18 protein-coding genes are annotated in these 21,309 nt (G+C 56.5%); 9 read left to right on the forward strand and 9 right to left on the reverse strand.

The window, feature by feature from the left end; translation table 11 throughout:
* Positions 1-44: 44 nt before the first annotated feature.
* Positions 45-923, reverse strand: coding sequence for an AraC family transcriptional regulator (locus H7R58_RS15115; RefSeq protein ID WP_197974854.1), 879 nt, complete (start codon positions 921-923; stop codon positions 45-47).
* 186 nt (positions 924-1,109) lie between these two features.
* Between H7R58_RS15115 and H7R58_RS15120 the strand changes: the two genes are divergently transcribed.
* From H7R58_RS15120 to H7R58_RS15130, 3 genes are read left to right on the forward strand one after another with little or no spacing between them, the layout of a single operon-like run.
* On the forward strand, positions 1,110-2,891 hold the full coding sequence (locus H7R58_RS15120) for a DUF2264 domain-containing protein (protein ID WP_182930299.1): 1,782 nt from the start codon (positions 1,110-1,112) through the stop codon (positions 2,889-2,891).
* Between the two features lie 31 nt (positions 2,892-2,922).
* The gene (locus H7R58_RS15125) at positions 2,923-4,188 is read left to right on the forward strand and encodes an oligosaccharide MFS transporter (RefSeq protein ID WP_106924398.1); all 1,266 of its coding nucleotides are present in this window, start codon (positions 2,923-2,925) and stop codon (positions 4,186-4,188) included.
* A 17-nt stretch (positions 4,189-4,205) separates the two neighbouring features.
* Entirely contained in the window at positions 4,206-5,399 is a 1,194-nt protein-coding gene (locus H7R58_RS15130) for a glycoside hydrolase family 88 protein (RefSeq protein ID WP_197974852.1), read from the forward strand.
* 101 nt (positions 5,400-5,500) lie between these two features.
* Here H7R58_RS15130 and cirA read toward each other — a convergent pair whose 3' ends face one another.
* Together cirA and H7R58_RS15140 are read right to left on the reverse strand one after the other, a co-directional pair.
* Positions 5,501-7,468, reverse strand: coding sequence for a catecholate siderophore receptor CirA (gene cirA / locus H7R58_RS15135; RefSeq protein WP_106924397.1), 1,968 nt, complete (start codon positions 7,466-7,468; stop codon positions 5,501-5,503).
* A gap of 303 nt (positions 7,469-7,771) precedes the next feature.
* Entirely contained in the window at positions 7,772-9,241 is a 1,470-nt protein-coding gene (locus tag H7R58_RS15140) for an amino acid permease (protein WP_106924396.1), read from the reverse strand.
* Positions 9,242-9,367: 126 nt separating this feature from the next.
* Here H7R58_RS15140 and H7R58_RS15145 point away from each other — a divergent pair, with 126 nt between their 5' ends.
* Complete coding sequence (locus H7R58_RS15145; RefSeq protein WP_182930297.1) at positions 9,368-9,928, forward strand: hypothetical protein; 561 nt, start codon at positions 9,368-9,370, stop codon at positions 9,926-9,928.
* Positions 9,928-10,440 carry a hypothetical protein gene (locus tag H7R58_RS15150; protein ID WP_227674188.1) on the forward strand — a complete coding sequence of 171 codons (513 nt, stop codon included), beginning with the start codon at positions 9,928-9,930 and terminating at the stop codon, positions 10,438-10,440. The genes H7R58_RS15145 and H7R58_RS15150 overlap by 1 nt, the downstream gene beginning before the upstream one ends.
* Here H7R58_RS15150 and yieE read toward each other — a convergent pair.
* Positions 10,400-11,266 (reverse strand): DNA-binding transcriptional regulator YeiE, encoded by an 867-nt coding sequence (gene yieE / locus H7R58_RS15155; RefSeq protein WP_106924394.1) that lies wholly within the window; start codon positions 11,264-11,266, stop codon positions 10,400-10,402. The genes H7R58_RS15150 and yieE overlap by 41 nt on opposite strands.
* A 117-nt stretch (positions 11,267-11,383) precedes the next feature.
* Between yieE and H7R58_RS15160 the strand changes: the two genes are divergently transcribed.
* Positions 11,384-12,436, forward strand: coding sequence for a YeiH family protein (locus tag H7R58_RS15160; RefSeq protein ID WP_106924393.1), 1,053 nt, complete (start codon positions 11,384-11,386; stop codon positions 12,434-12,436).
* Positions 12,437-12,576: 140 nt separating this feature from the next.
* Entirely contained in the window at positions 12,577-13,434 is an 858-nt protein-coding gene (gene nfo, locus H7R58_RS15165) for a deoxyribonuclease IV (RefSeq protein ID WP_182930296.1), read from the forward strand.
* 104 nt (positions 13,435-13,538) lie between these two features.
* Here the strand turns inward: nfo and fruA are convergent, their stop codons facing one another.
* From fruA to fruB, 3 genes are read right to left on the reverse strand one after another with little or no spacing between them, the layout of a single operon-like run.
* Positions 13,539-15,227 (reverse strand): PTS fructose transporter subunit IIBC, encoded by a 1,689-nt coding sequence (fruA, locus tag H7R58_RS15170; protein WP_182930295.1) that lies wholly within the window; start codon positions 15,225-15,227, stop codon positions 13,539-13,541.
* Between the two features lie 15 nt (positions 15,228-15,242).
* The gene (gene fruK, locus H7R58_RS15175) at positions 15,243-16,181 is read right to left on the reverse strand and encodes a 1-phosphofructokinase (RefSeq protein WP_182930294.1); all 939 of its coding nucleotides are present in this window, start codon (positions 16,179-16,181) and stop codon (positions 15,243-15,245) included.
* A complete protein-coding gene (gene fruB, locus H7R58_RS15180) occupies positions 16,182-17,312 on the reverse strand; it encodes a fused PTS fructose transporter subunit IIA/HPr protein (protein WP_106924389.1) in 1,131 nt (376 codons plus the stop codon).
* A 362-nt stretch (positions 17,313-17,674) separates the two neighbouring features.
* Here fruB and setB point away from each other — a divergent pair, with 362 nt between their 5' ends.
* Positions 17,675-18,856 (forward strand): sugar efflux transporter SetB, encoded by a 1,182-nt coding sequence (gene setB / locus H7R58_RS15185; protein WP_182930293.1) that lies wholly within the window; start codon positions 17,675-17,677, stop codon positions 18,854-18,856.
* Here the strand turns inward: setB and H7R58_RS15190 are convergent.
* Positions 18,853-19,107 (reverse strand): YkgJ family cysteine cluster protein, encoded by a 255-nt coding sequence (locus H7R58_RS15190; RefSeq protein WP_106924387.1) that lies wholly within the window; start codon positions 19,105-19,107, stop codon positions 18,853-18,855. The two genes, setB and H7R58_RS15190, sit on opposite strands and share 4 nt — an antisense overlap.
* A gap of 153 nt (positions 19,108-19,260) precedes the next feature.
* Between H7R58_RS15190 and yeiP the strand changes: the two genes are divergently transcribed.
* The gene (gene yeiP / locus H7R58_RS15195; protein WP_106924386.1) at positions 19,261-19,833 is read left to right on the forward strand and encodes an elongation factor P-like protein YeiP; all 573 of its coding nucleotides are present in this window, start codon (positions 19,261-19,263) and stop codon (positions 19,831-19,833) included.
* Between the two features lie 195 nt (positions 19,834-20,028).
* On the opposite strand, the gene uxuA is transcribed toward yeiP, so the two are convergent.
* Positions 20,029-21,219, reverse strand: a complete 1,191-nt coding sequence (gene uxuA / locus H7R58_RS15200) for a mannonate dehydratase (RefSeq protein WP_106924385.1) — start codon at positions 21,217-21,219, stop codon at positions 20,029-20,031.
* Between the last annotated feature and the right edge of the window lie 90 nt (positions 21,220-21,309).

A 21,309-nucleotide genomic window follows, 5' to 3' on the forward strand; every position in this document is an offset into this window, starting at 1 on the left:
GCCTGATGGCGCTGCGCTTATCAGGCCTACAGATCATCCCCCAATCACATCGCTTCCATTTCCGGCAACGTAAACGGATACGCCTTGCGGTACTGCAACGGCGTTTTGCCCATATTCTTGCGAAAGCAGGTAATAAACCACGCGTACTCGGTGAAACCGACCCGTTCGGCAATATCCCGCACCGAATGCTGTGAATGCAGCAATAACTCGCAGGCCTGGCGAATACGCCGCATCATTAAATACGCTTGGATAGTTCCGCCGGTTTCATCGTGAAAACGCCGGGAAGTGTGCCCGCGTGAGCACCCCATCACCGCTGCGATGTCCTCCAGCGAACAGCGCTCGTGGTAGTGGTTTTCCAACCAGCGGATGATTGTCGACGAGAAGGTATTATGCCCGGCCGCTTGCTCCTGCTGTGGCAACAGGCTAATCAGCTGCATGATCAGAAAGGCACTGTCGCTGGTGCTCCAGCTGGCATCCTGAGTCAACGTTTCAAAGCGCTGTAGCAGCGTTTCAATCACCGGGTGCAGGTCGCCGACATCGAACACCCGCGCCTTCTCACCTCGCCCGCACAGCTGGCGCAACAGCATCTGCTGGCGGGGAAAATCGCGCAACCACGGCTCCAGCAGCAGCGGGTTAAAGTGAAGGGTCGTCCGATGGTAGACGTTGCGCTCGTCCTGCTCGACGTACACCTTATGTAGCTTACCGGGCGGGAAAATAAATAAACGCCCCGGTTTCACCGTGTACTGCTGATGTTCCAATAGCGCGATCCCCACCCCGCGCGATACGCAGAGGATTTCCGCACACTGGTGCCAATGGTAGTAGTTGGCGGGCATATTCTGCATACGATTGAAATAAATAGACTTATCGTTGAGATGTATCTGTTCAAGCCAGGTTGTGTCTTCCGTTTGCCGGGAATGTGCCACCGCGTCCGCCTCGCATGTTAATAAACTTAAACTTTCATCATCGGAATAAAACTTCCACGGCAAAATACGCCAAAAATTATTTTAAATTACCTGACGTACGCAAAAGTACGAGCACTATCACATTTGTTGCCCGTCGCAAATTCCTATTATTCGTCCGCCATCAACAGACTGAAACGGGATTTCACTATGCGGACGAAACAAGAATACAGTGCGTTACTACAGGGTTGGATTGCGGCGGCAGTTCCCCATCTGTCGGCCGACTGCACGCGCCTTCATGCCGGCGACACCGCCGCCCAGTATCCGGACACGGTGGCCGGTATGGAGGGAGTTATTCGTCTGCTGTGGGGAGCATTTCCGCTGGTTAGCGGCGGTACGACGCCGCCATGGTATGCGCAATTAGTGACCGGCGTCCGTCACGGCTGCGATCCGCAGCACCCCGGATACTGGGGCGATGTTGGTGACAACGACCAGCGCTGCGTCGAGATGGCGGCATTCGGTCTCGGGCTGGCGCTGCCGGACAGCGGGCTATGGCAGGCGCTGTCTGCCACAGAACAGGACAATCTGGTTCGCTGGCTGAGCCAAAGCGCCGAGGTCGCCGTGCCGGATAACAACTGGCACTTTTTCCCGGTATTGATTCAACTGGGACTCAAATGCGTCGGGCGCGGCTATGATATGGCGGTGATCAACCGTCATCTCGACGCCATCGAACCCTTCTGGCTCGGCAACGGCTGGTACTGCGACGGCCACGGTAAGCCGCGCGACTACTACATTTCCAGCGCGTTTCACTTCTACGGCCTCATCTACAGCCACTTTATGCAGGATGTCGACCCGGAGCGCTGCCTGCGCTATCGTCAGCGCGCCCAGCGCTTTGCGCAGGACTACCGTTACTACTTCACCACCGACGGTGCGGCCATTCCCTTCGGTCGCAGCTTGACCTATCGGTTTGTCCAGGTCGCCTTCTGGAGCGCCGTCGCCTTTACCGAACTGGATGTTTTTACGCCCGGCGTGGTCAAGGGATTCATTCTACGTCACCTGAATTACTGGCAGACGCAGCCGTTTATCGGCGCCGACGGGCTGTTTTCGATTGGCTACGCCTACCCGAATCTGATTATGGCCGAAGATTATAACAGCCCCGGTTCCCCCTACTGGGCGCTGAAAGCCATGCTGATTCTGGCGCTGCCGGAGGAGAGTCGATTCTGGCGCGCGGAATGTGAGCCGATGCCCGCACTTGACGTGCACCACCCTATCCCGGAGGCCGGGCAAATTGTGGTGCACAGCGACGGCGGCCGCCACGCGTGGATGCTCATGTCCGGTCAGTTCGACAAAAATAACTTTGTGAACTTCGAGCAGAAGTACAGCAAATTCGCCTATTCCAGCCACTTCGGCTTCACTCTGGAGCGCGGCCGCTACGGGCTCAACCACGCCGCGGTGGATTCGATGCTGCTGTTCAGCGCAGGAGACGACTACTATCGCGGCCGCCGCGCATGCGACAGCGCGGAAGTCACCGGGGACTGGGTGCGCAGCGAATGGCGACCATGGCCTGACGTTATCGTCACCAGTTGGCTGATGGCGCAGGAAAACGGTCACATTCGCGTTCACCGCATCACGACACCTCGAAATCTGCAATGCGTTGAGGGGGGATTCGCCGTCAATCACCACCACCTGCGCAGCCGTCTTTGCTACGGCGATGCGGTAACGCTGGAAACGCGCCATGACTACAGCCGGCTGGTCAATCTGTGCGGCAATCGCCGTGCAAGTACCGTGACGACCCCACCCAACAGCAACCTGCTGTTTGCGGCACCGGCCGATATTCCCTGCTTGACCACACAGCTGGAAGCGGGCACCGGCTGGCTGGCCTGCTACGTCAGCGCCGACCCAGGCGCGGTACGCCCCATGCCCGATGATCTGACTTTTGACCTTGCTACCTCGCAGTTAACCGTGAACGGCAAAACGCTCACGTTGAAATAACCCTGACCTCTGATTCGCGGCGGAGACCGTTATGACTACACCCATCCAGTCGACTCGTTCGGCATACATCAAGCTAAGTCTGTTTGTTTTTCTTTTTACCTTTACCTGGGCGGCCAGCTTCGGCCTGTACGCTATATGGCTCGGCGACAAGGCCGGGCTGGACGCCGTAGACATTGGCACCGTTTTCGCGGTGAACGGCGTCTTCGCGGTGGTCATCAAGCCGGTATACGGCTTCATCATGGACAAAATCGGCATGAAGAAGCACCTGCTCTATTTTGTCTGCATCGTCTCTGCGCTGATGGCGCCCTTTTACATCTGGATCTACCTGCCGCTGCTGCAAAGTCATTTTATTAGCGGGATGATCGTCGGCGCACTGTTCTTCAGCCTCGGCTGGTACGCGGGGGTCGCGGCAGAAGAGTCCTACGTTGACCGCTTCAGCCGCCTCTACAATATGGAGTTCGGCCGCATCCGCATGTGGGCGGCGCTCGGCTGGGCCACCGCGTCGTCATTTTCCGGCTTCCTGTATAACATTTCGCCGAAAATCAACTTCGCCATCAGCAGCGTATCGGCGCTGTGTATGTTTGCCGTGCTGCTGACGCTGAAGGTGGACCACTTCGGCCAGGAAGAGAACAGCGTCCTGTCAAAAGATAAGATTGTGATTACGGATGTACTGCACCTGCTGGCGAACCGTAAGTTCTGGATGTTTGCGCTCTATATCGCGGGCGTGGCGTGGATGATGTTCATCGCCGAGCAGCAGTTCTCGCGCTACTTCGTCACCTTCTTTGCCACCAAAGAAGAAGGCAACGCGATGTTCGGCTACATGAGTACCGCCCAGTCCGCCGCCGAATTCTTCGGCATGATGCTGGTGCCGGCGATAATTAACCGCATTGGCGCTAAACAGGGAATGCTGCTCACCGGGCTGGTCATCAGCGTGCGTCTTATTATCTCCGGCCTGACCAACGATCCGCTGATTATCTGCCTGGTGAAACCGCTGTACGGTATTGAAATCGCGCTGATTCTGGTGTCGGTCTTTAAGTATATCGCCGAGCATTTCGATAAACGCGTGAACGCCACCATGTACCTGCTGGGCTACCAGGCGATGATTTACGTCGGTTCCATCGTCGTTGCGCCACCGGCGGGCTACGCCTACCAGACCATCGGCTTTGAGCATACCTATCTGATTATGGGCATTATCGCCCTGGTCTTTACCGGCGTTTCGGCCCTCACCCTTTCAGCCTGCTACAGCCACAAAAAGAGCGCTGTAGGTCAGGAAATCAAACATCAAGCACTTAATTAATACGGGAAAATGACCGCATGACGTCTGAAATGATCAATAAAGAACCGCTTACCCGCTGTCGGCTTCAGCCTGGTGAACGCGACGCGCTAAGCCAAAAAATTCGCGGGATAATGCCCACACTGCTGGCGGCAATTGACAGCAACGCGCACTATTTTGGCCAGCGCTTCCCCGATGCGGCCTGTGAAAAAGGGGTCTACCCCATCATCGACAATATTGAGTGGACCACCAGCTTCTGGACCGGGCAGCTGTGGCTGGCCTACGAGTGGACCGGGCAGCCGCGCTACCGCTCGCTGGCAGAACAGCATATTCACTCGTTCGGCCAGCGGATCATCAACCGCGATCATACTAACCACCACGATCTGGGCTTTCTCTACAGCCTTTCATGCGTGGCGGGGCAACGGGTGACCGGCAACCGCGAAGCGGGTTATATCGCGCTGCTGGCCGCCGATGCGCTGATGGAGCGCTATAACGAAAAGGCCGGGATCATTCAGGCATGGGGCGAGCTGAACAATCCTGAACAACAGGGGCGCATGATCATCGACTGCAATATGAACCTACCGTTGCTGTATGAAGCCACGCGCGCCAGCGGCGATCCGCGCTATGCCAACGCAGCCAAACAGCATATCGATCGCGCGCGCCGCTACATCGTGCGTGAAGATGGTTCTACCTTCCATACCTGGTATATGGATGTCGAAACCGGCGAGCCGCGCTTTGGCAATACGCATCAGGGCTTCTCCGACGATTCATGCTGGGCACGCGGCCAGGCGTGGGGCGTGTACGGTTTTCTGCTGAACTATCTGCACACCGGCGACGATCGCCTGCTGGCGCTCAGCCAGACGCTGGCAAATTACTACCTGAATCGCCTGCCGGAGGATCTGATCTGCTACTGGGATCTGGCGCTCACCGATCCCGCCAGCGAACGCGATAGCTCGGCGGCAGCGATTGTCGCCTGCGCGCTGCTTGAGCTGGTGAAACATCTGCCGGCCACGCATCCGGATAAAGAGAGCTACGAAACCCTGGCGCTGCGCATGATTAATCGCATGATCGATGAATACGTTAACCGCGAACATACCCCAGGTCAGGGTTTGCTGAAGCATTCGGTGTACTATTTCAAAGGCGGCATTGGGGTGAACGAGTGCTGTAGTTGGGGGGATTACTCCCTGATGGAAGCGATAACGCGCGCGGTACAGAACTGGCGCAGCTACTGGTAATCAAACAGCCCGATGGCGCTACGCACATCGGGCCTACGCGTTCGCGTAACATTGTCGGCCGGGTAAGCGCTTGCGCCACCCGGCACCACTATGATGACGCTTTAGAAGCGGTAATCTACCGCCATAAAGTACCGGCGTCCGTCCTCGTTATAGCTGTAGTCGTCACGCGACAGATCCTTATCCCCAAGGTTAAGCACGCCCGCACGCAGCTTCACGTTTTTCGTCGCCTGCCATGCTCCGCCGAGATCCCAGGTGGTGTAGCCGCCCGGCGTTTTCGACGTACTGCTTACCGCACGCTGCTTGCCGGTGTAGCTCGCCGCCAGATAGAACGACCAGTCCTGTAGCGGCGTCCAGTCAACGCGCCCGTTACCCGTATGGAACGGCAGCTCCTGTAGCGGTTTATCGTCACCGTTGCTCAGATCGCGACCGTCGTTGTAGGTGTAGTTCAGCGTCATTTTCCACTGCTCGCCAAACGGCACTTTCAGCTCGGTTTCCACCCCACGAATACGCGCTTTATTCACGTTGTAGTACGCAAACACCGGTACGCCATTTTTAAAACCGACAAAGTTCGGATAACCCGGCGCAGCGTTTTTATCACTTGTACGGTTAACGCTTATCATATCGTCGATATCATTCTGGAAAGTGGTCACACTTCCCTGCACGCCGTCCAGCCAGCCTTCATCCCCCTGGTAGTAAAGACCGATTTCAAAGCTTTCGCTGGTTTCCGGCTTCAGGTCCGGGCTGCCGACAATACGGCAGCTGCCGCGGCAGGAATTAGAGGTCCAGTCCGGGCTTAGCTGAAGCAACGATGGCGCTTTAAACGCGGTCGCCCAGCCCCCTTTTACCGTCAGCGTATCGGTGGCGTTATACACCAGATACGCGCGCGGGCTCCAGTGATCGCCATAGGTTTCATGGTCATCCATACGGATCCCGGTCGTCAGCGCCAGCGGTTCAAAAATCCGCCATTCATCCTCAAGGAACAGCGCGTACTGGCTAGCAGAAGTTTTCGTACTGGTGCTTCCCGTCAGATTGACCGGATCGGTCAGCTTATCGTAGCGCCATTCGCCGCCGAAGGTGACCAGTTGGTTAATCACGCCCAGCGGCAGCACGTATTTGCCGTCGATGGCATTGCTTTCTGAGGTAATTTCACTGGTGTTGCCCGGGTTCTTATTAACGACTTTCTCGCCGTAGTACTTCAGCTCGCTGTTGCCGATATCCCAGCGGCCGTTGTGGCTCAACGAGTAGTTCTGACGTTCCAGACGGTTACGGTCGAGCGAGTCAGACTCACGATCCTGGCGATCAAAACCATACCCGGCGGTAATATCGTTGTTTTCATTCGGCGTCCAGGCGAATTCGACGTTGCCGTCGCGGCTGGTGTAGCCCTCAATACGCGGCGTTTCGCCGGTGGTGCTGGAGCGAGAAGCCTGCTGATCGTCCTTCTCACGTTTTGACAGGCTGCCGAACGCCTTCACGCCCAGTACGCCGTCCACCAGCGGGCCGGAGGTAAAGAACTGACCATTCCAGGTATCGCCGCGGTCGCGATGTTCCTGAATTGTCGTATCGGCAGTGAGCGTTCCCGTCCACTTCGTACCGATCTTTTTCGTGATGATATTGACCACCCCGCCCAGGGCGTCGGAGCCGTACAGCGAGGACATCGGCCCGCGCACCACTTCAATGCGTTCAATGGCGTCAACCGGGATCCAGTTCAGGTCAAAGTCGTTATGGCGGAAGACGGCGTTACGTGAATTCACGCGCTTGCCGTCAATCAGGATCAGGGTATAGCTGCTGCTCAGCCCACGAATGCTGACGCCCTTACGGTTATCCCCCTCATTGGTAAGCTGAACGCCCGGCACTTCTTTCAGCACATCTTTCAGGTTCTGCACCGGTTTACGCTGCAAATCCTGCTGGGTAATAACGCTGATACTGGCGGGGGCATCCTTTACGCTTTGCTCGGTGGCGGCCGCCGTCACGACCATGATTTCATTATCCTCTGCCGCGCACACCGGCAGCGCCAGGGACATGACGGACGCGCACAGCCCGCCCCGAACGATGGGGTTTAACCTAAACATTTCCATTCTCCATGAGGTGAATACTCAATTAAAACAAAGGGTCTTGCTCACAAATGCTGCTTAATGCCGCTGACCGGCGGCCTGTTTTTTTATGCAGATGTGGCTGGTCCTTCGGCATTTATCTCACCGAGAAAAGGAAGTGGCTTCATCTTTTTGTATGGGTTGTGATGATAAAGGTAATGATAACGATTATCAATTAAGGTTATTTAAAGTTATGTCAAGAAGTAACAATTAATAAACATTCAGGCATAAAAAAGCCTCTCCGAAGAGAGGCTTTATTGGCAATCCGGTCGCTCACTCGCGTTACTGCTTAAAGCGTTCCGGGAAGTGCATTTCGCTGTAGCGGACAAAGTGCGTCCCGCGGCTCAGCTTATAACCAAACCAGATGACCAGGAACAGCGGGATACCAATATAGGTTGCCGCCACGCCGCCCCAGTCGATGGTGTCGGCGAGGAACGCTTCATAGTTCTGACCCAGGGTAATGATCAGGCACAGCACGAAGGCAAAGATCGGCCCCAGCGGGAAGAACCCGGAACGGTACGGCAGGTTATTAATATCGTGCCCCTGCATCACGTAACCGCGACGGAAGCGATAATGGCTAATCGCAATCCCCAGCCAGGCAATAAAGCCGGTCATCCCGGAGGTATTCAGCAGCCACAGGTACACGGTCTGGTTGCCAAACATTGAGGTCAGGAAGCAAAGCCCGGCAATCACGGTAGTGGCATACAGCGCGTTGCGCGGCACACCGCCACGGGACAGCTTAGCGAAGATACGCGGCGCTTTGCCATCGCAGGCCAGGGTGTACAGCATACGGGTAGAGGCATACATCCCGGAGTTACCCGCCGAGAGCACCGCCGTCAGAATAACCGCGTTCATAATAGCCGCCGCAGACAGCAGGCCCGCGTGCTCGAACACCAGGGTGAACGGGCTGACGGAAATATCTTTCACGTCGTTACGCAGCAGGCTGGGATCGGTGTACGGAATAATCAGGCTGATAATCAGAATCGCAAACACGTAGAACAGCAGGATACGCCAGAACACCTGACGCACCGCGCGCGGAATGTTCTTCTCCGGATCTTCAGATTCACCCGCCGCGATACCAATCAGCTCGGTTCCCTGGAAGGAGAAACCGACGATCATCGCCACGCCAATCATTGCCGACAAACCACCGGCAAACGGCGCATCGCCGGTTGTCCAGTTGCTCCAGCCGACCGGCTGCGCGCCCTTGAAGATGCCGAGGATCATCATGATACCGACGATGATGAAGATGATAACGGTGGCGACTTTAATCAGCGAGAACCAGTATTCCGCTTCACCGAAGCCTTTCACCGAGATGTAGTTCAGCAGGAAGATGACGCACAGGAACATCGCGCTCCAGATCCAGCCCGGCGTGTCCGGGAACCACCAGCTCATGACCAACTGTGCGGCCACAAGGTCGACGGCAATGGTCACCGCCCAGTTGTACCAGTAGTTCCAGCCCAGCGCGAAGCCGAAGCCCTCTTCCACATAGTTCTGACCGTAGGTCGCGAAGGAGCCGGATACCGGCATATACGCCGCCAGCTCGCCCAGACTGGTCATCAGGAAGTACACCATCAGGCCAATCAGAATATAGGAAAACAGCGCGCCGCCCGGGCCCGCCTGAGAAATGGTTGCGCCGGACGCAACAAACAGGCCTGTACCGATAGATCCGCCAATGGCGATCATCGTCAGGTGACGCGCCTTGAGTTCGCGGCGTAGCGCGGGCGCTTGTGTGGTTTTCGTTTCGGAACCCATGTGAAAATGCTATCCATCCAAAAAATGAGGCGCGATTGTAGCAGACGAAGCCGGCAGATCACGGTAGAAATGCGCTGTTATAAGAGACCTTCATGATTTCCTCTGGATTATTAGTAAAGGACAAAAATGCGATTCGCACAAATTGGCGTACAAAGAGCGGAGGTATTACGCAAAATCGCGGTGGCGAACAAGAAGGATTGGATAATGAAACGCAAAGGCCTGCGTAAAGATAAGCACGCATCGACGCTCAATGTTCTTTTCACCCTCATGTTAGGCTTGTTTTTCGTCGGCGTCGGGCTTTTCCAGACCCTCTGGGCGATCGATGATTGGTATTTCAGGCCAGACTATATTACCGATGATACGGGATCCGTCTTTGCCGGTTCGTTATTTATTGGATTGATCATTATCATCTTCGTCGCCAGCAGCTACATACCTGACGAGTGCGCCGGTGAACGCTTCGCTAAATGGGCGGTTCTCTTTTGCCTGGGCATGGCGCCGCTGTGGTCAATCGGTGTTTGTGTTCTGCGCTACCAGACAATCGCCCAATATAAAACGCCTCAATTCGGTGTTTGTTACAGCCGTAGCCGCGGCCATCGAACTTACATGTACGTCAAAAACAGTGATTGGTGTCAGCATTTTGGCCGTACCGTTTTGACGCCTTCGCCGACCGTGGTACGGAGTGACTGATGCGCAAACCGACCGCGTCGACGGTGATGGAGGGCACGCCGAACTGGCAAGTCTATCTCGGGGTCGTCGTTTTCTTGCCGATGCTGACGGGTTACTCGCTGTACCTGGCGTACGGCTATATTTCGCAACTTTGGCTCTTTCCTATGCCGGACTTCTGGTCGCAAAGCATGCTCGAAGCTAGCATCGCCTGCTGCGGACCCGCCCTACTCCTGTTCACCATACTGGGTAATCTTAAGCTTTTGTTTTCGATTACCCTGCCCATTCCTCTCGTCCAACGAATCTTGACGCCCATCGCATGGCTTACGCTTACGTTATTGCTGACAGCAAATGCGCTCATCCTGCTCCTTCACATCAGCTATTTCAGCCCGGATCGTTACATTCGCTGCTGGGAGCCGTTTCCTGTCGGGACGTGGTATTACGCCAGAACCGCCGGAATCTGCGAACAGCACGGACTGGCCCCCGTGCAGTTTCTTAACATTCACAGTAGTGCAAAAAACGTTTCAGCGCGTTAGAAAGATGCTTCTGCCGATGATGAATACGCCACAGCGTGCGGCTCAACGTCGGCAGTGGAACGGGCACCTCGACCAGCGTACCTGCCGCCAGTTGCTCAGCAATCACCCGGCGTGAAAGGCAGCTAATGCCCAGGTCGTGACGCACCGCGTGCTTGATAGCTTCAGAATTCCCCAGCTCCATCCCCATCTGGAACTGCGGCAGATGCGAAAGCAGCAGGTAGTCGACAATTTCGCGCGTACCGGAACCCTTCTCACGCAGGATCCACGGCGCCATCGCCAGCTTATCGAGCGTGATTTCGCCCAGCAGCCAGGCGCTGTGCGGCGCTGAAAATACTACCAGTTCATCTTCCAGCCACGGCTCGGCGATGATATCCGCCGAATGGCAAGGCCCTTCAATCAAACCGATATCGACGCGGAAATCGGCCACCGCGTTGATCACGTCCTGACTATTACCGACGCTCAGCTCCAGCGGCAGCGTGGGAAAATCTTTGCGGTAGCGGGCAATCACCCCCGGCAGGATGTAATTGCCGATCGTACTGCTGGCATAGACGCGAATCGCCCCGTTATCTTCGCGAAACAGCTGTTCAATTTCGCCCGCTTGCTCCAGCAGCGCCAGCGCACGCGGATACAGCAGACGCCCGTGCTCATTCACCACCAGTCGTTTACCAACCCGATCGAAAAGCTGAACCCCGAGCTGACCTTCCAGGTCAGTCAAGGCCGCGCTGACTGCCGATTGTGACAGCGCCAGCATCTGCGAAGCCTGGGTGGTGGACCCGCTTTTCAGCACTTCTGCAAAAACTTCGAGCTGTCGTAGCGTGATATGCATAGTTTCCCGGCCCGTCAGAGCCGCCTTACCAGTTATTACGATTAATTATAAATATATAATCAATTTTATTTTTAAACCACTCGGGCGTAACCTTTTTACCAGACAAAGGAGAGGGTTATGACACAAGTCACCTTACAGACACACCATCATCGTAGTATCACACACTTTATCCCTGGGCTTGCGCTCAGCGCCGTCATCACCGGCGCGGCAATCTGGGCAGGCAGCGTGCCGGCTATCGCCGGTGCGGGGATGAGCGCCCTGACGCTGGCTATTCTGTTTGGGATGGTCATAGGTAACACCGTCTACCCAAAAATCTGGCAGTCCTGCGACGGGGGCGTGCTCTTTGCCAAGCAGCACCTGCTGCGTCTGGGGATTATTTTGTACGGCTTTCGCCTGACGTTCTCGCAGATTGCTGACGTCGGCGTCAGCGGCATCATCATTGACGTACTGACGCTTTCCAGCACTTTCTTTATCGCCTGTTGGTTAGGGCAGAAGGTCTTTGGCCTGGATAAACAGACCAGCTGGCTTATCGGCGCAGGCAGCAGTATCTGTGGTGCCGCCGCGGTGCTGGCGACCGAGCCGGTCGTCAAAGCCGAGGCCAGCAAAGTCACGGTCGCCGTCGCGACGGTAGTCATTTTTGGTACGCTGGCGATTTTCCTCTACCCGGCGATGTATCCGCTGCTGGCGCACTGGTTTAGCCCGGAAACCTACGGCATTTATATTGGCTCCACCATGCACGAAGTTGCTCAGGTGGTCGCGGCCGGTCATGCTATCAACCCGGACGCTGAAAATGCGGCAGTTATCGCCAAAATGCTGCGCGTCATGATGCTGGCTCCGTTCCTGCTGTTTATGGCCGCACGCGTTAAACAGCTGGCCCCGGCGAACGCCGAGCAGAAAAGTAAAATCACCATTCCGTGGTTTGCCATTCTGTTTATCGTGGTGGCGATTTTCAACTCGTTCCACCTGCTGCCGGAAAGCCTGGTGCAAATGCTGATTACGCTCGACACCGTCATGCTGGCGATGGCGATGGCAGCTCTGGGTGTCACCACCCACGTCAGCGCGCTGAAAAAAGCCGGTGCAAAACCGCTGCTGATGGCGCTGGTGCTGTTTATCTGGCTGATTGTTGGCGGCGGCGCGATTAACCTCGCTATCCATAGCGTGATGGCATAATCGAACACGACGCTCCCCGCTTAACCCGCTATACTCACCCCTTTTGAGTATGGCGGGTTTTTCTCGTCATATTTCAAGTTGCAGACGCGTCGTTGTCTCTTGCCACCTTCCTGCAACTCGAACTCTTTAGGGAACCCATGATGAAATACATCGGAGCGCACGTCAGCGCCGCTGGCGGCCTGGCAAACGCCGCAATTCGGGCCGCTGAAATCGAAGCCACCGCCTTCGCCCTGTTCACCAAAAATCAGCGCCAGTGGCGCGCCGCGCCGCTGACCCCCGAGGTTATCGACGACTTCAAAGCCGCCTGTGAAAAATACCACTACGCCCCGGCGCAAATTTTGCCACACGACAGCTATCTGATTAACCTTGGCCACCCGGTTGAAGAGGCGCTGGAGAAATCACGCGAGGCCTTCATTGATGAGCTGACGCGCTGTCAGCAGCTGGGGCTGACGTTGCTGAACTTCCATCCCGGCAGCCATCTGCTGCAAATTGATGAAGATAAATGTCTGGCGCGCATTGCCGAATCTATCAATATCGCGCTGGCGCAGACCGAAGGCGTGACGGCAGTCATTGAGAACACCGCCGGTCAGGGCAGCAACCTCGGCTTTAAGTTTGAACATCTGGCCGCCATCATCGATGGCGTAGAGGATAAATCCCGCGTTGGCGTCTGCATCGACACCTGCCACGCATTTGCCGCCGGTTACGACCTGCGCACCCCCGAGGCCTGCGCGGAATCATTCGCTGAGTTCGAGCGCACTGTCGGTTTTAACTATCTGCGCGGTATGCACCTGAATGATGCCAAAAGTGAATTTGGTAGCCGCGTTGACCGCCACCATAGCCTGGGTGAAGGTAACATCGGCCACGATGCGTTCCGCTTTATCATGCAGGACAACCGTTTTGACGGTATCCCGCTGATTCTGGAAACCATCAACCCGGATATCTGGGCAGAAGAGATTGCCTGGCTGAAGGCACAGCAGACCGAGTCTGCCGCCGCCTGATTGCCCGGTGGCGTCACATTTACCGGGCCTACGGGTAGTCGCAGCCGCCATCAGGTATAAAAAAAGGGCCGAATCCTCGGCCCTTTTTCACGTTTTTCGAACGCTTACGCTTTCGCCGCGACCTCACCTTCCGGGCGCTTCAGCACCGCGTAAGATAGGCCCGCCACCAGCGTACCGACGACAATCGCCACCAGATAGCCCAGCACCGGCGTGATCGCGCCAGGAATCAGCAGCACAAACAGACCACCGTGCGGTGCCATCAGTTTCGCGCCAACCAGCATCGAGATAGCGCCGGTTACCGCGCCGCCAACGATGCAGCAAGGCAGAACGCGCATCGGGTCACGAGCGGCGAACGGAATCGCCCCTTCAGAGATAAAGCACAGACCCAGAACCAGCGCCGCTTTGCCCCCTTCACGTTGACCTTTATCGAATTTGTTACGCGCAACCAGCGTTGCAATCCCCATTGCCAGCGGCGGAACCATACCGGCCGCCATGATGGCTGCCATCGGCGCATAGGTTTGCGTAGACAGCAGGCCAACGCCGAAAGCGTATGCCGCTTTGTTAACCGGACCACCCATATCGGTACACATCATCGCCCCCAGGATTGCGCCCAGCAGGACCGCGTTCGCGGTGCCCATGGTCTGCAACCAGTGGGTCAGCCAGTTCAGCAGCGCGGCGACCGGTGTGCCGATCAGGTAGATCATCGCCAGACCCACGATCAGGCTGGAAACCAGCGGAATGATCAGGATCGGCTTCAGCGCTTCCATGCTCGGCGGCAGCTTCAGCTTGGTGCTAATCAGCTTCGCCACGTAACCGGCCAGGAAACCGGCAATGATACCGCCGATAAAACCGGAGCCGCCGCTTACCGCCAGCATACCGCCGATGAGACCTGGGGTCAGACCCGGACGGTCAGCAATGGAGAAGGCAATAAAGCCCGCCAGCACCGGCACCATCAGCGCAAAGGCTGAACCGCCGCCAATCTGCATCAGCGCAGCGGCCAGCGTCCCTTTCACTTCAAATGCTTTGATCCCGAATGCGAAGGACAGCGCAATACACAGGCCGCCCGCAACCACCATCGGCAGCATGTAGGATACGCCGGTCAGCAGGTGGCGATAAGCGCCGCCGCCGCTCTCTTTTTTCGCCGAATCGGCCGGCGTTTTGCTCTGGCCTGAAGGCTGGTACGGCTTGGCCTCGACTATCGCTTTATCCAGCTCCTGCGCCGTTTTCTTCAGCGCCAGGCCGGTTGTTGTACGGTACATCGGTTTACCGGCAAACTTCGCCAGATCCACTTCGATATCCGCCGCCACGATAACCAAGTCAGCCTGCTCAACTTCTTCCGGCGTGATAGCATTGCCCGCGCCCACGGAGCCACGGGTTTCTACTTTCACCCACAGACCGCGTTTTTTAGCTTCGGTTTCAATGGCTTCTGCTGCCATAAAGGTGTGCGCAACGCCGGTTGGACATGCCGTTACCGCCACGATGCGTTTGACCGCCCCGGTCGCCGTCGGCTCAGCCTGCATCGGCGCTTCGTACGGCAGCGCGTGGGCTTTGGCTTCGCTCAGGAACAGCTCCGGATGAGAGACCGCGCGGTTGATGTCGCCAAGATAAACCTGTTTGCCCGCCAGCGCCGTGTCGGCCGGCAGAGCGGAGCCCAGCACGATCGCCAGTTCAGCATCGTTCGGGTTATCAATTAACTCCAGGCGCGCTTTTTGCGCCGCCGCGCCCAGCAGGGTCTTCGCCATATAAGCACGAGCCTGTCCGAGTTTGGCATCGATAATCAGCAGCGTTTTCATACGCCTCTCCTGCTGTTAGTTAAAGGGTTTCAGGTCGACGCGCGCCATCATCGCGGCCAACTGGGTACGATCGGTAATCCCGACGTTGCTCTGGCTTACCGCCAGCGCGGCAACCGCCGTCGCCAGGCGCAGGGTATGCTCGCTGGACTCGCGCATCAGCAGACCGTAAATCAGACCGCCAACCATCGAATCCCCCGCCCCTACGGTGCTGACCACTTCCATTGAAGGCGGCTTAGCAATCCACTCGCCGGAAGCGTTCACCCACAGCGCACCTTCCGCGCCGAGCGAAATCACCACGTGGGCGATGCCCTGCTCACGCAGCGCGTGGGCAGCTTCAATCACGTCTTTCATTTCAGGCAGCTTGCGGCCAGCCCAGATTTCCAGCTCGCGACGGTTTGGCTTCACCAGCCACGGCGCGGCTTTCAGGCCCGCCACCAGCGCTTCACGGCTGCTGTCGAAAATGATGCACGGGCACTGACTGCGCAGACGCGTCATCCAATCGGTGAACGCTTCCGGGCTAACGCCCGCCGGCAGGCTGCCGCTGACGCAGACCATATCGAACTGACCCAGCCAGCTCAGGGAATCGTTAACGAAACGCTCCCAGTCCGCCGGCGTCACTTCAAAGCCAGAGAAGTTAAAGTCGGTCACCTCACCGTCTTTCTCGGTCAGCTTCACGTTAATACGCGTACGGCCCTGCACCACCTGGAAGCGGTTGGCAATGCCCAGTTCGCTGAACAGCTGCTGAAAACCGTCCTGGTTATCTTTACCCAGGAAGCCGCCAACGGTCACGTCGATGCCCAAATCTTTCAGCACTTTGGCCACGTTGATGCCTTTACCCGCCGCGTGCAGCCCGGTGGTGCGAACCAGGTTCACTTCGCCACGCTCGATTTCTGGCGTGAACCCTACCAAATCATAGGCCGGGTTTAAGGTAATTGTGGCTACTCTTCTGCTCATTTATGCGCCCTCCCCGAGGCCTGAAGCGATGGCTTCGCCGATGGCGTCCAGCGCCTGACGAGCATCATCACCCTGCGCGGTAAACCGCAGGCGATGACCTTTCTTAACACCCAGCGCCACCACTTTCATCAGGCTGCGGCCGTTAGCCGGTTTACCGCTGCCGTCCAGGTTGGTGACGGTGATGTCGCTGCTAAATTGTTTAATGGTATTGACCAGCATGGTGCCCGGGCGGGCGTGCAGGCCGTGTTCGTTACGAATAACAAATTCTTCGCTCAGCACGTCGTCAGCCGCCGCATCATCGCTGGTCAGCAACGCTAACAGCGTGGCCGCGTCAGCCTTCAGCAGACGTTCAGCTTTGTTGTCCAGCAGCAGGTTGACCAGACGGTTCAGCACGGCCGTTGGCTGCGCATCGGTCATGGCGACGGTAATCAGCACAGATGCCGCTGCTTCACCAACGGTAAACGGCTCGGCCGCACGGCTGACCGCGATAGCGCTGCGCAGGTTGCCTTCAGCGCTGTCGCTCAGCCAGATGCCCTGACCCAGGTTCAGCGGGCGATCGTTGATCACCTTCGCGACAAAATTCGCATCGACGGCGCCGGCTTCTTTTAAACGTGCTGCGTTCAGCGCCTGCAGCGTGACCAGATCGCTTGCCGCGACGTCCAGCGACAGCATGTCGTTGTCCAGCTTCAGCGCTTCGCTCTGTTTTTCCCCCATCAGCAGGGCACGCAACTCTTCGGCGGTCGTCGCGGTTTTCAGCTGTTCAGCCACCGCGTCATCGCTCAGCACATGCGTCAGCTGACGCAGCAGGCCAAGATGCTCGTCGGAGCTGGCGGCAATACCAATGGCGACATAGGCGGTCTGCCCTTCCCCCCAGGTAACGCCCTGCGGGAACTGATAAACCTGAACGCCGGTTTTCAACACCTGATCGCGAGTATCGGTCGTGCCGTGCGGAATGGCGATGCCGTTACCCAAGAACGTGGAGGTTTGTTGCTCACGCGCCAGCATGCCGGCGACGTAACCGTCAGCGACGTTGCCCGCGCTGACCAGCGCAGCGGCAACCTGCCGAATAGCCTCTTCTTTATTCGCGGCCTGCTGGCCGGGATGAATATCCTGAACAGTTAACTGGAACATGGTTCCCCTCGCTCGCTGAATTGAATCGATTCAGCTTTTGTGAGACAAAATCGCCGTACTCCGCGGGACAGATGCTGAAGACGACGCTGAAACGTTTCAATAATTTTGTGCCTTTCTTAATCAGCCTGCAAGTTCTGCTGACATTTTGATTGCATAAATTAGATCTACAGCACATTTCATTAGCATTCACGCCACATTTGCTGAAGCGAGATGATGCTCCCATCAACCACTTCAGCATGATGTAAGCTGGTTTTTTGAAATGCTTTTTTAATTTTTCGTGCCAAATTTGATTCAGGTGACTGTTCATCTTCTGAGCCGCGGCGTAAACTCGCCGCCTCTCCTACAGTGACCGATAAAACAACATGCAAAACAGTACCGCCGACGCCCCACGGCGATCGTTTGATTTCACGTCCTCATCCTTCCTGATTGTCGCATTTTTGACCGGTATCGCCGGTGCGCTGCAAACGCCCACGCTGAGCCTGTTTCTCAGCAACGAAGTCCACGTTCGTCCGGCGATGGTCGGCTTCTTTTTTACCGGCAGCGCGGTTATTGGTATTTTTGTCAGCCAGTTTCTCGCCTCATGGTCCGACAAGCGCGGCGATCGCAAAAATTTGATTGTGTTCTGCTGCCTGCTTGGGGTGCTGGCCTGCGCGCTGTTCGCCTGGAACCGCAACTACTTTATTCTGCTGTTTGTCGGCGTGTTCCTGAGCAGCTTCGGTTCTACCGCTAACCCACAGATGTTTGCACTGGCGCGTGAGCACGCCGATAAAACCGGTCGCGAAGCGGTCATGTTCAGCTCCATTATGCGTGCGCAGGTGTCGCTGGCGTGGGTGATCGGGCCCCCGCTGGCCTATGCGCTGGCGATGGGGTTCGGCTTCACGATGATGTATCTGTCGGCGGCGGCAGCGTTTGTGGTTTGCGGCGCCATGGTCTGGCTGTTTCTCCCCACCATGCGCAAAGAAACAACCGCCATCGGCGGCGCTATTCAGGCTCCGCGCACCAATCGTAAAGACGCGCTGCTGCTGTTTGTCATTTGTACCCTGATGTGGGGGACTAACAGCCTCTATATTATTAATATGCCGCTGTACATCATCAACGAACTGCACCTGCCGGAGAAGTTAGCAGGAATCATGATGGGCACCGCCGCAGGGCTGGAAATTCCGACGATGTTGATTGCTGGCTACTTTGCTAAGCGATTGGGCAAGCGCTTTCTGATGCGCGTTGCCGCCGTGGCGGGCCTTTTCTTCTATGTCGGTATGTTGACCTTCAACAGCCCGACGCTGCTGCTCGCTATGCAGCTATTAAACGCGGTGTATATCGGTATTCTCGGCGGGATTGGTATGCTCTATTTCCAGGATCTGATGCCAGGCCAGGCGGGCTCTGCTACCACGCTGTACGCCAACACCTCGCGCGTCGGCTGGATTATTGCCGGTTCACTCGCAGGTATCGTGGCCGAAATCTGGAACTATCACACCGTGTTCTGGATTGCGCTGGTCCTGTGTGCCGCAACAATCGTCTGTCTGATGCGGATTAAAGACGTCTAAGGCGCGGTCAGCGCCTCAAGATGCAGTAACCAGGTCATCGCCTCTTCACGGTTTGCGCCGCACATATCGCGCGCGGGCTGCAGCCCGGCACAGACCTTCGGGCGCAGAGGCGAGCCAAAGATTTTGCAGCGCTGGCGTTCGTCCAACTGCACGCAGGGCGTATTGGCCGGTTTGCCGTTGGGCATGCCGGGAATAGGGCTGGTAATAGAAGGAGCAGTGCAGCAAGCCCCGCAGTCCGGACGACACTCCATCAAGGCTCTCTGTTCTGGTGTAGAGGTGGATGCGGCGCACAGTACCACCTTTTAGTCAGAGATAGCAAAAGCCTTTAATTCCGCTTGCCTGAAACGCCCGGCACGAGTACTTTTACGCGATATTTTAGACCCCTTATTCACAGGATAATTGCAATGCCAAGAGCGAACGAAATTAAGAAAGGAATGGTGCTGAATTACAACGGCAAGCTGCTGATTGTAAAAAATATTGATATTCAGTCACCGAGCGCCCGCGGCGCCGCAACGCTGTACAAAATGCGTTTTTCCGATGTCAGCACCGGCCTGAAAGTAGAAGAGCGCTTTAAAGGCGATGATATGGTCGATACCGTCACCCTGAACCGTCGTTTCGTCGATTTCTCTTATATCGACGGTAACGAATACGTGTTCATGGATAAAGAAGACTATACCCCGTACATTTTCTCCCACGACCAGATTGCGGAAGAACTGCAGTTTATCCCGGAAGGCGGAATGCCGGACATGCAGGTGCTGCTGTGGGATGGCCAGGTGCTGGCGCTTGAGCTGCCGCAGACCGTAGACCTGGAAATTGTCGAGACCGCACCGGGCATTAAAGGCGCTTCCGCCAGTTCCCGTACAAAACCGGCTACCCTGACCACCGGTCTGGTTGTCCAGGTACCTGAATACCTGACTTCCGGTGAGAAAATCCGCATCCATATCGAAGAAAAACGCTATATGGGCCGCGCGGACTAACCGCTGATTCTTGCACAATAAAGAAAAAGGACAGCCTGGCAGGCTGTCCTTTTTTATGCGTGTCGTATTTCCCCTCACCCCGATCCTCCCCCGATGGGCGAGGAAGAAAATCGCACGCTGCGCGCCTCGAGGCCCAAGGACACAGCGGCGATTCACTCCCCTCAGAGGGAGAGAATCAGGACAGGGAAATCGCGTTTACAGCAGGTCGCGGAACTTGGTCATTTTCAGCGCCAGCTCAACGCCGCGCACTTCCGCCAGACCTTTCAGGCGACCAATCGCCGAGTAGCCCGGGTTGGTTTTCTTCTTCAGATCGTCCAGCATCTGGTGACCGTGGTCAGGACGCATCGGAATCGGACGCAGATCGCCGGCTTTCTTACGACGCTGCTCTTCGGTGAGGATCGCGTCAACCACCGCCACCATGTTCACGTCGCCCTGCAGGTGGGCCGCTTCGTGGAAGGTTTTCGGGTTATCTTCACGGCAGGTGGAGCGCAGGTGCGTGAAGTGAATACGGTCGCCGAAGGTTTCGATCATTTTCACCAGGTCGTTATCCGCGCGCACGCCGTAAGAACCGGTGCACATGGTGAAACCGTTGTTGATGCTGTTAACGGTTTCTTTCAGCCACTGCATATCTTCAATGGTAGACACAATGCGCGGCAGGCCGAGGATCGGACGCGGCGGATCGTCAGGGTGAACCGCCAGGCGCACGCCCACTTCTTCCGCAACCGGCACGATCGCCCGCAGGAAGACAGCCATATTTTCACGCAGCTGATCTTTGCTGATGTGGTCATACTCCGCCAGACGCGCGCGGAACTGGTCAAGGGTATAGCCCTCTTCCGCTCCCGGCAGACCGGCGATGATGTTGCGGGTCAGCTTGGTGACGTCCGCTTCGCTCATGGCGTTGAAGTATTCCAGCGCCTGACGCTGCTCTTCCGCAGAGTAGTCCGCTTCAGCGCCTTCGCGCTTGAGGATGTGCAGTTCAAAGGCCGCGAAGGCAATCTGGTCGAAACGCAGCGCTTTCGAACCGTCTTCCAGCGTGTACTCAAGGTCGGTACGCGTCCAGTCGAGAATGGGCATAAAGTTGTAGCACACGGTATCAATACCGCATTCCGCCAGGTTACGGATGCTCTGCTGATAGTTAGCAATCCAGGTCTGGTACTGACCAGAACCGGTTTTGATGTCTTCGTGAACCGGGATACTTTCAACAACGGACCAGGTCAGCCCTTTTTCAGCCAGCATCGCCTGACGCTGTTTAATTTCTTCAACCGGCCATACCTGACCGTTCGGAATGTGGTGCAATGCGGTCACTACACCGGTTGCGCCAGCCTGACGCACATCATCAAGAGATACCGGATCGTTCGGGCCGTACCAACGCCAGGTTTGTTCCATTGCCTCTACCTCTAAAGTTGTTATACCAATAAAATCACCGTTAATGACGACTACCATACATGTTTATTCTAAACCGTCAAATAATCCGCC

It is taken from the genome of Klebsiella sp. WP4-W18-ESBL-05 (assembly GCF_014169075.1).
In the GTDB taxonomy this organism is placed as follows: domain Bacteria; phylum Pseudomonadota; class Gammaproteobacteria; order Enterobacterales; family Enterobacteriaceae; genus Kluyvera; species Kluyvera ascorbata_B.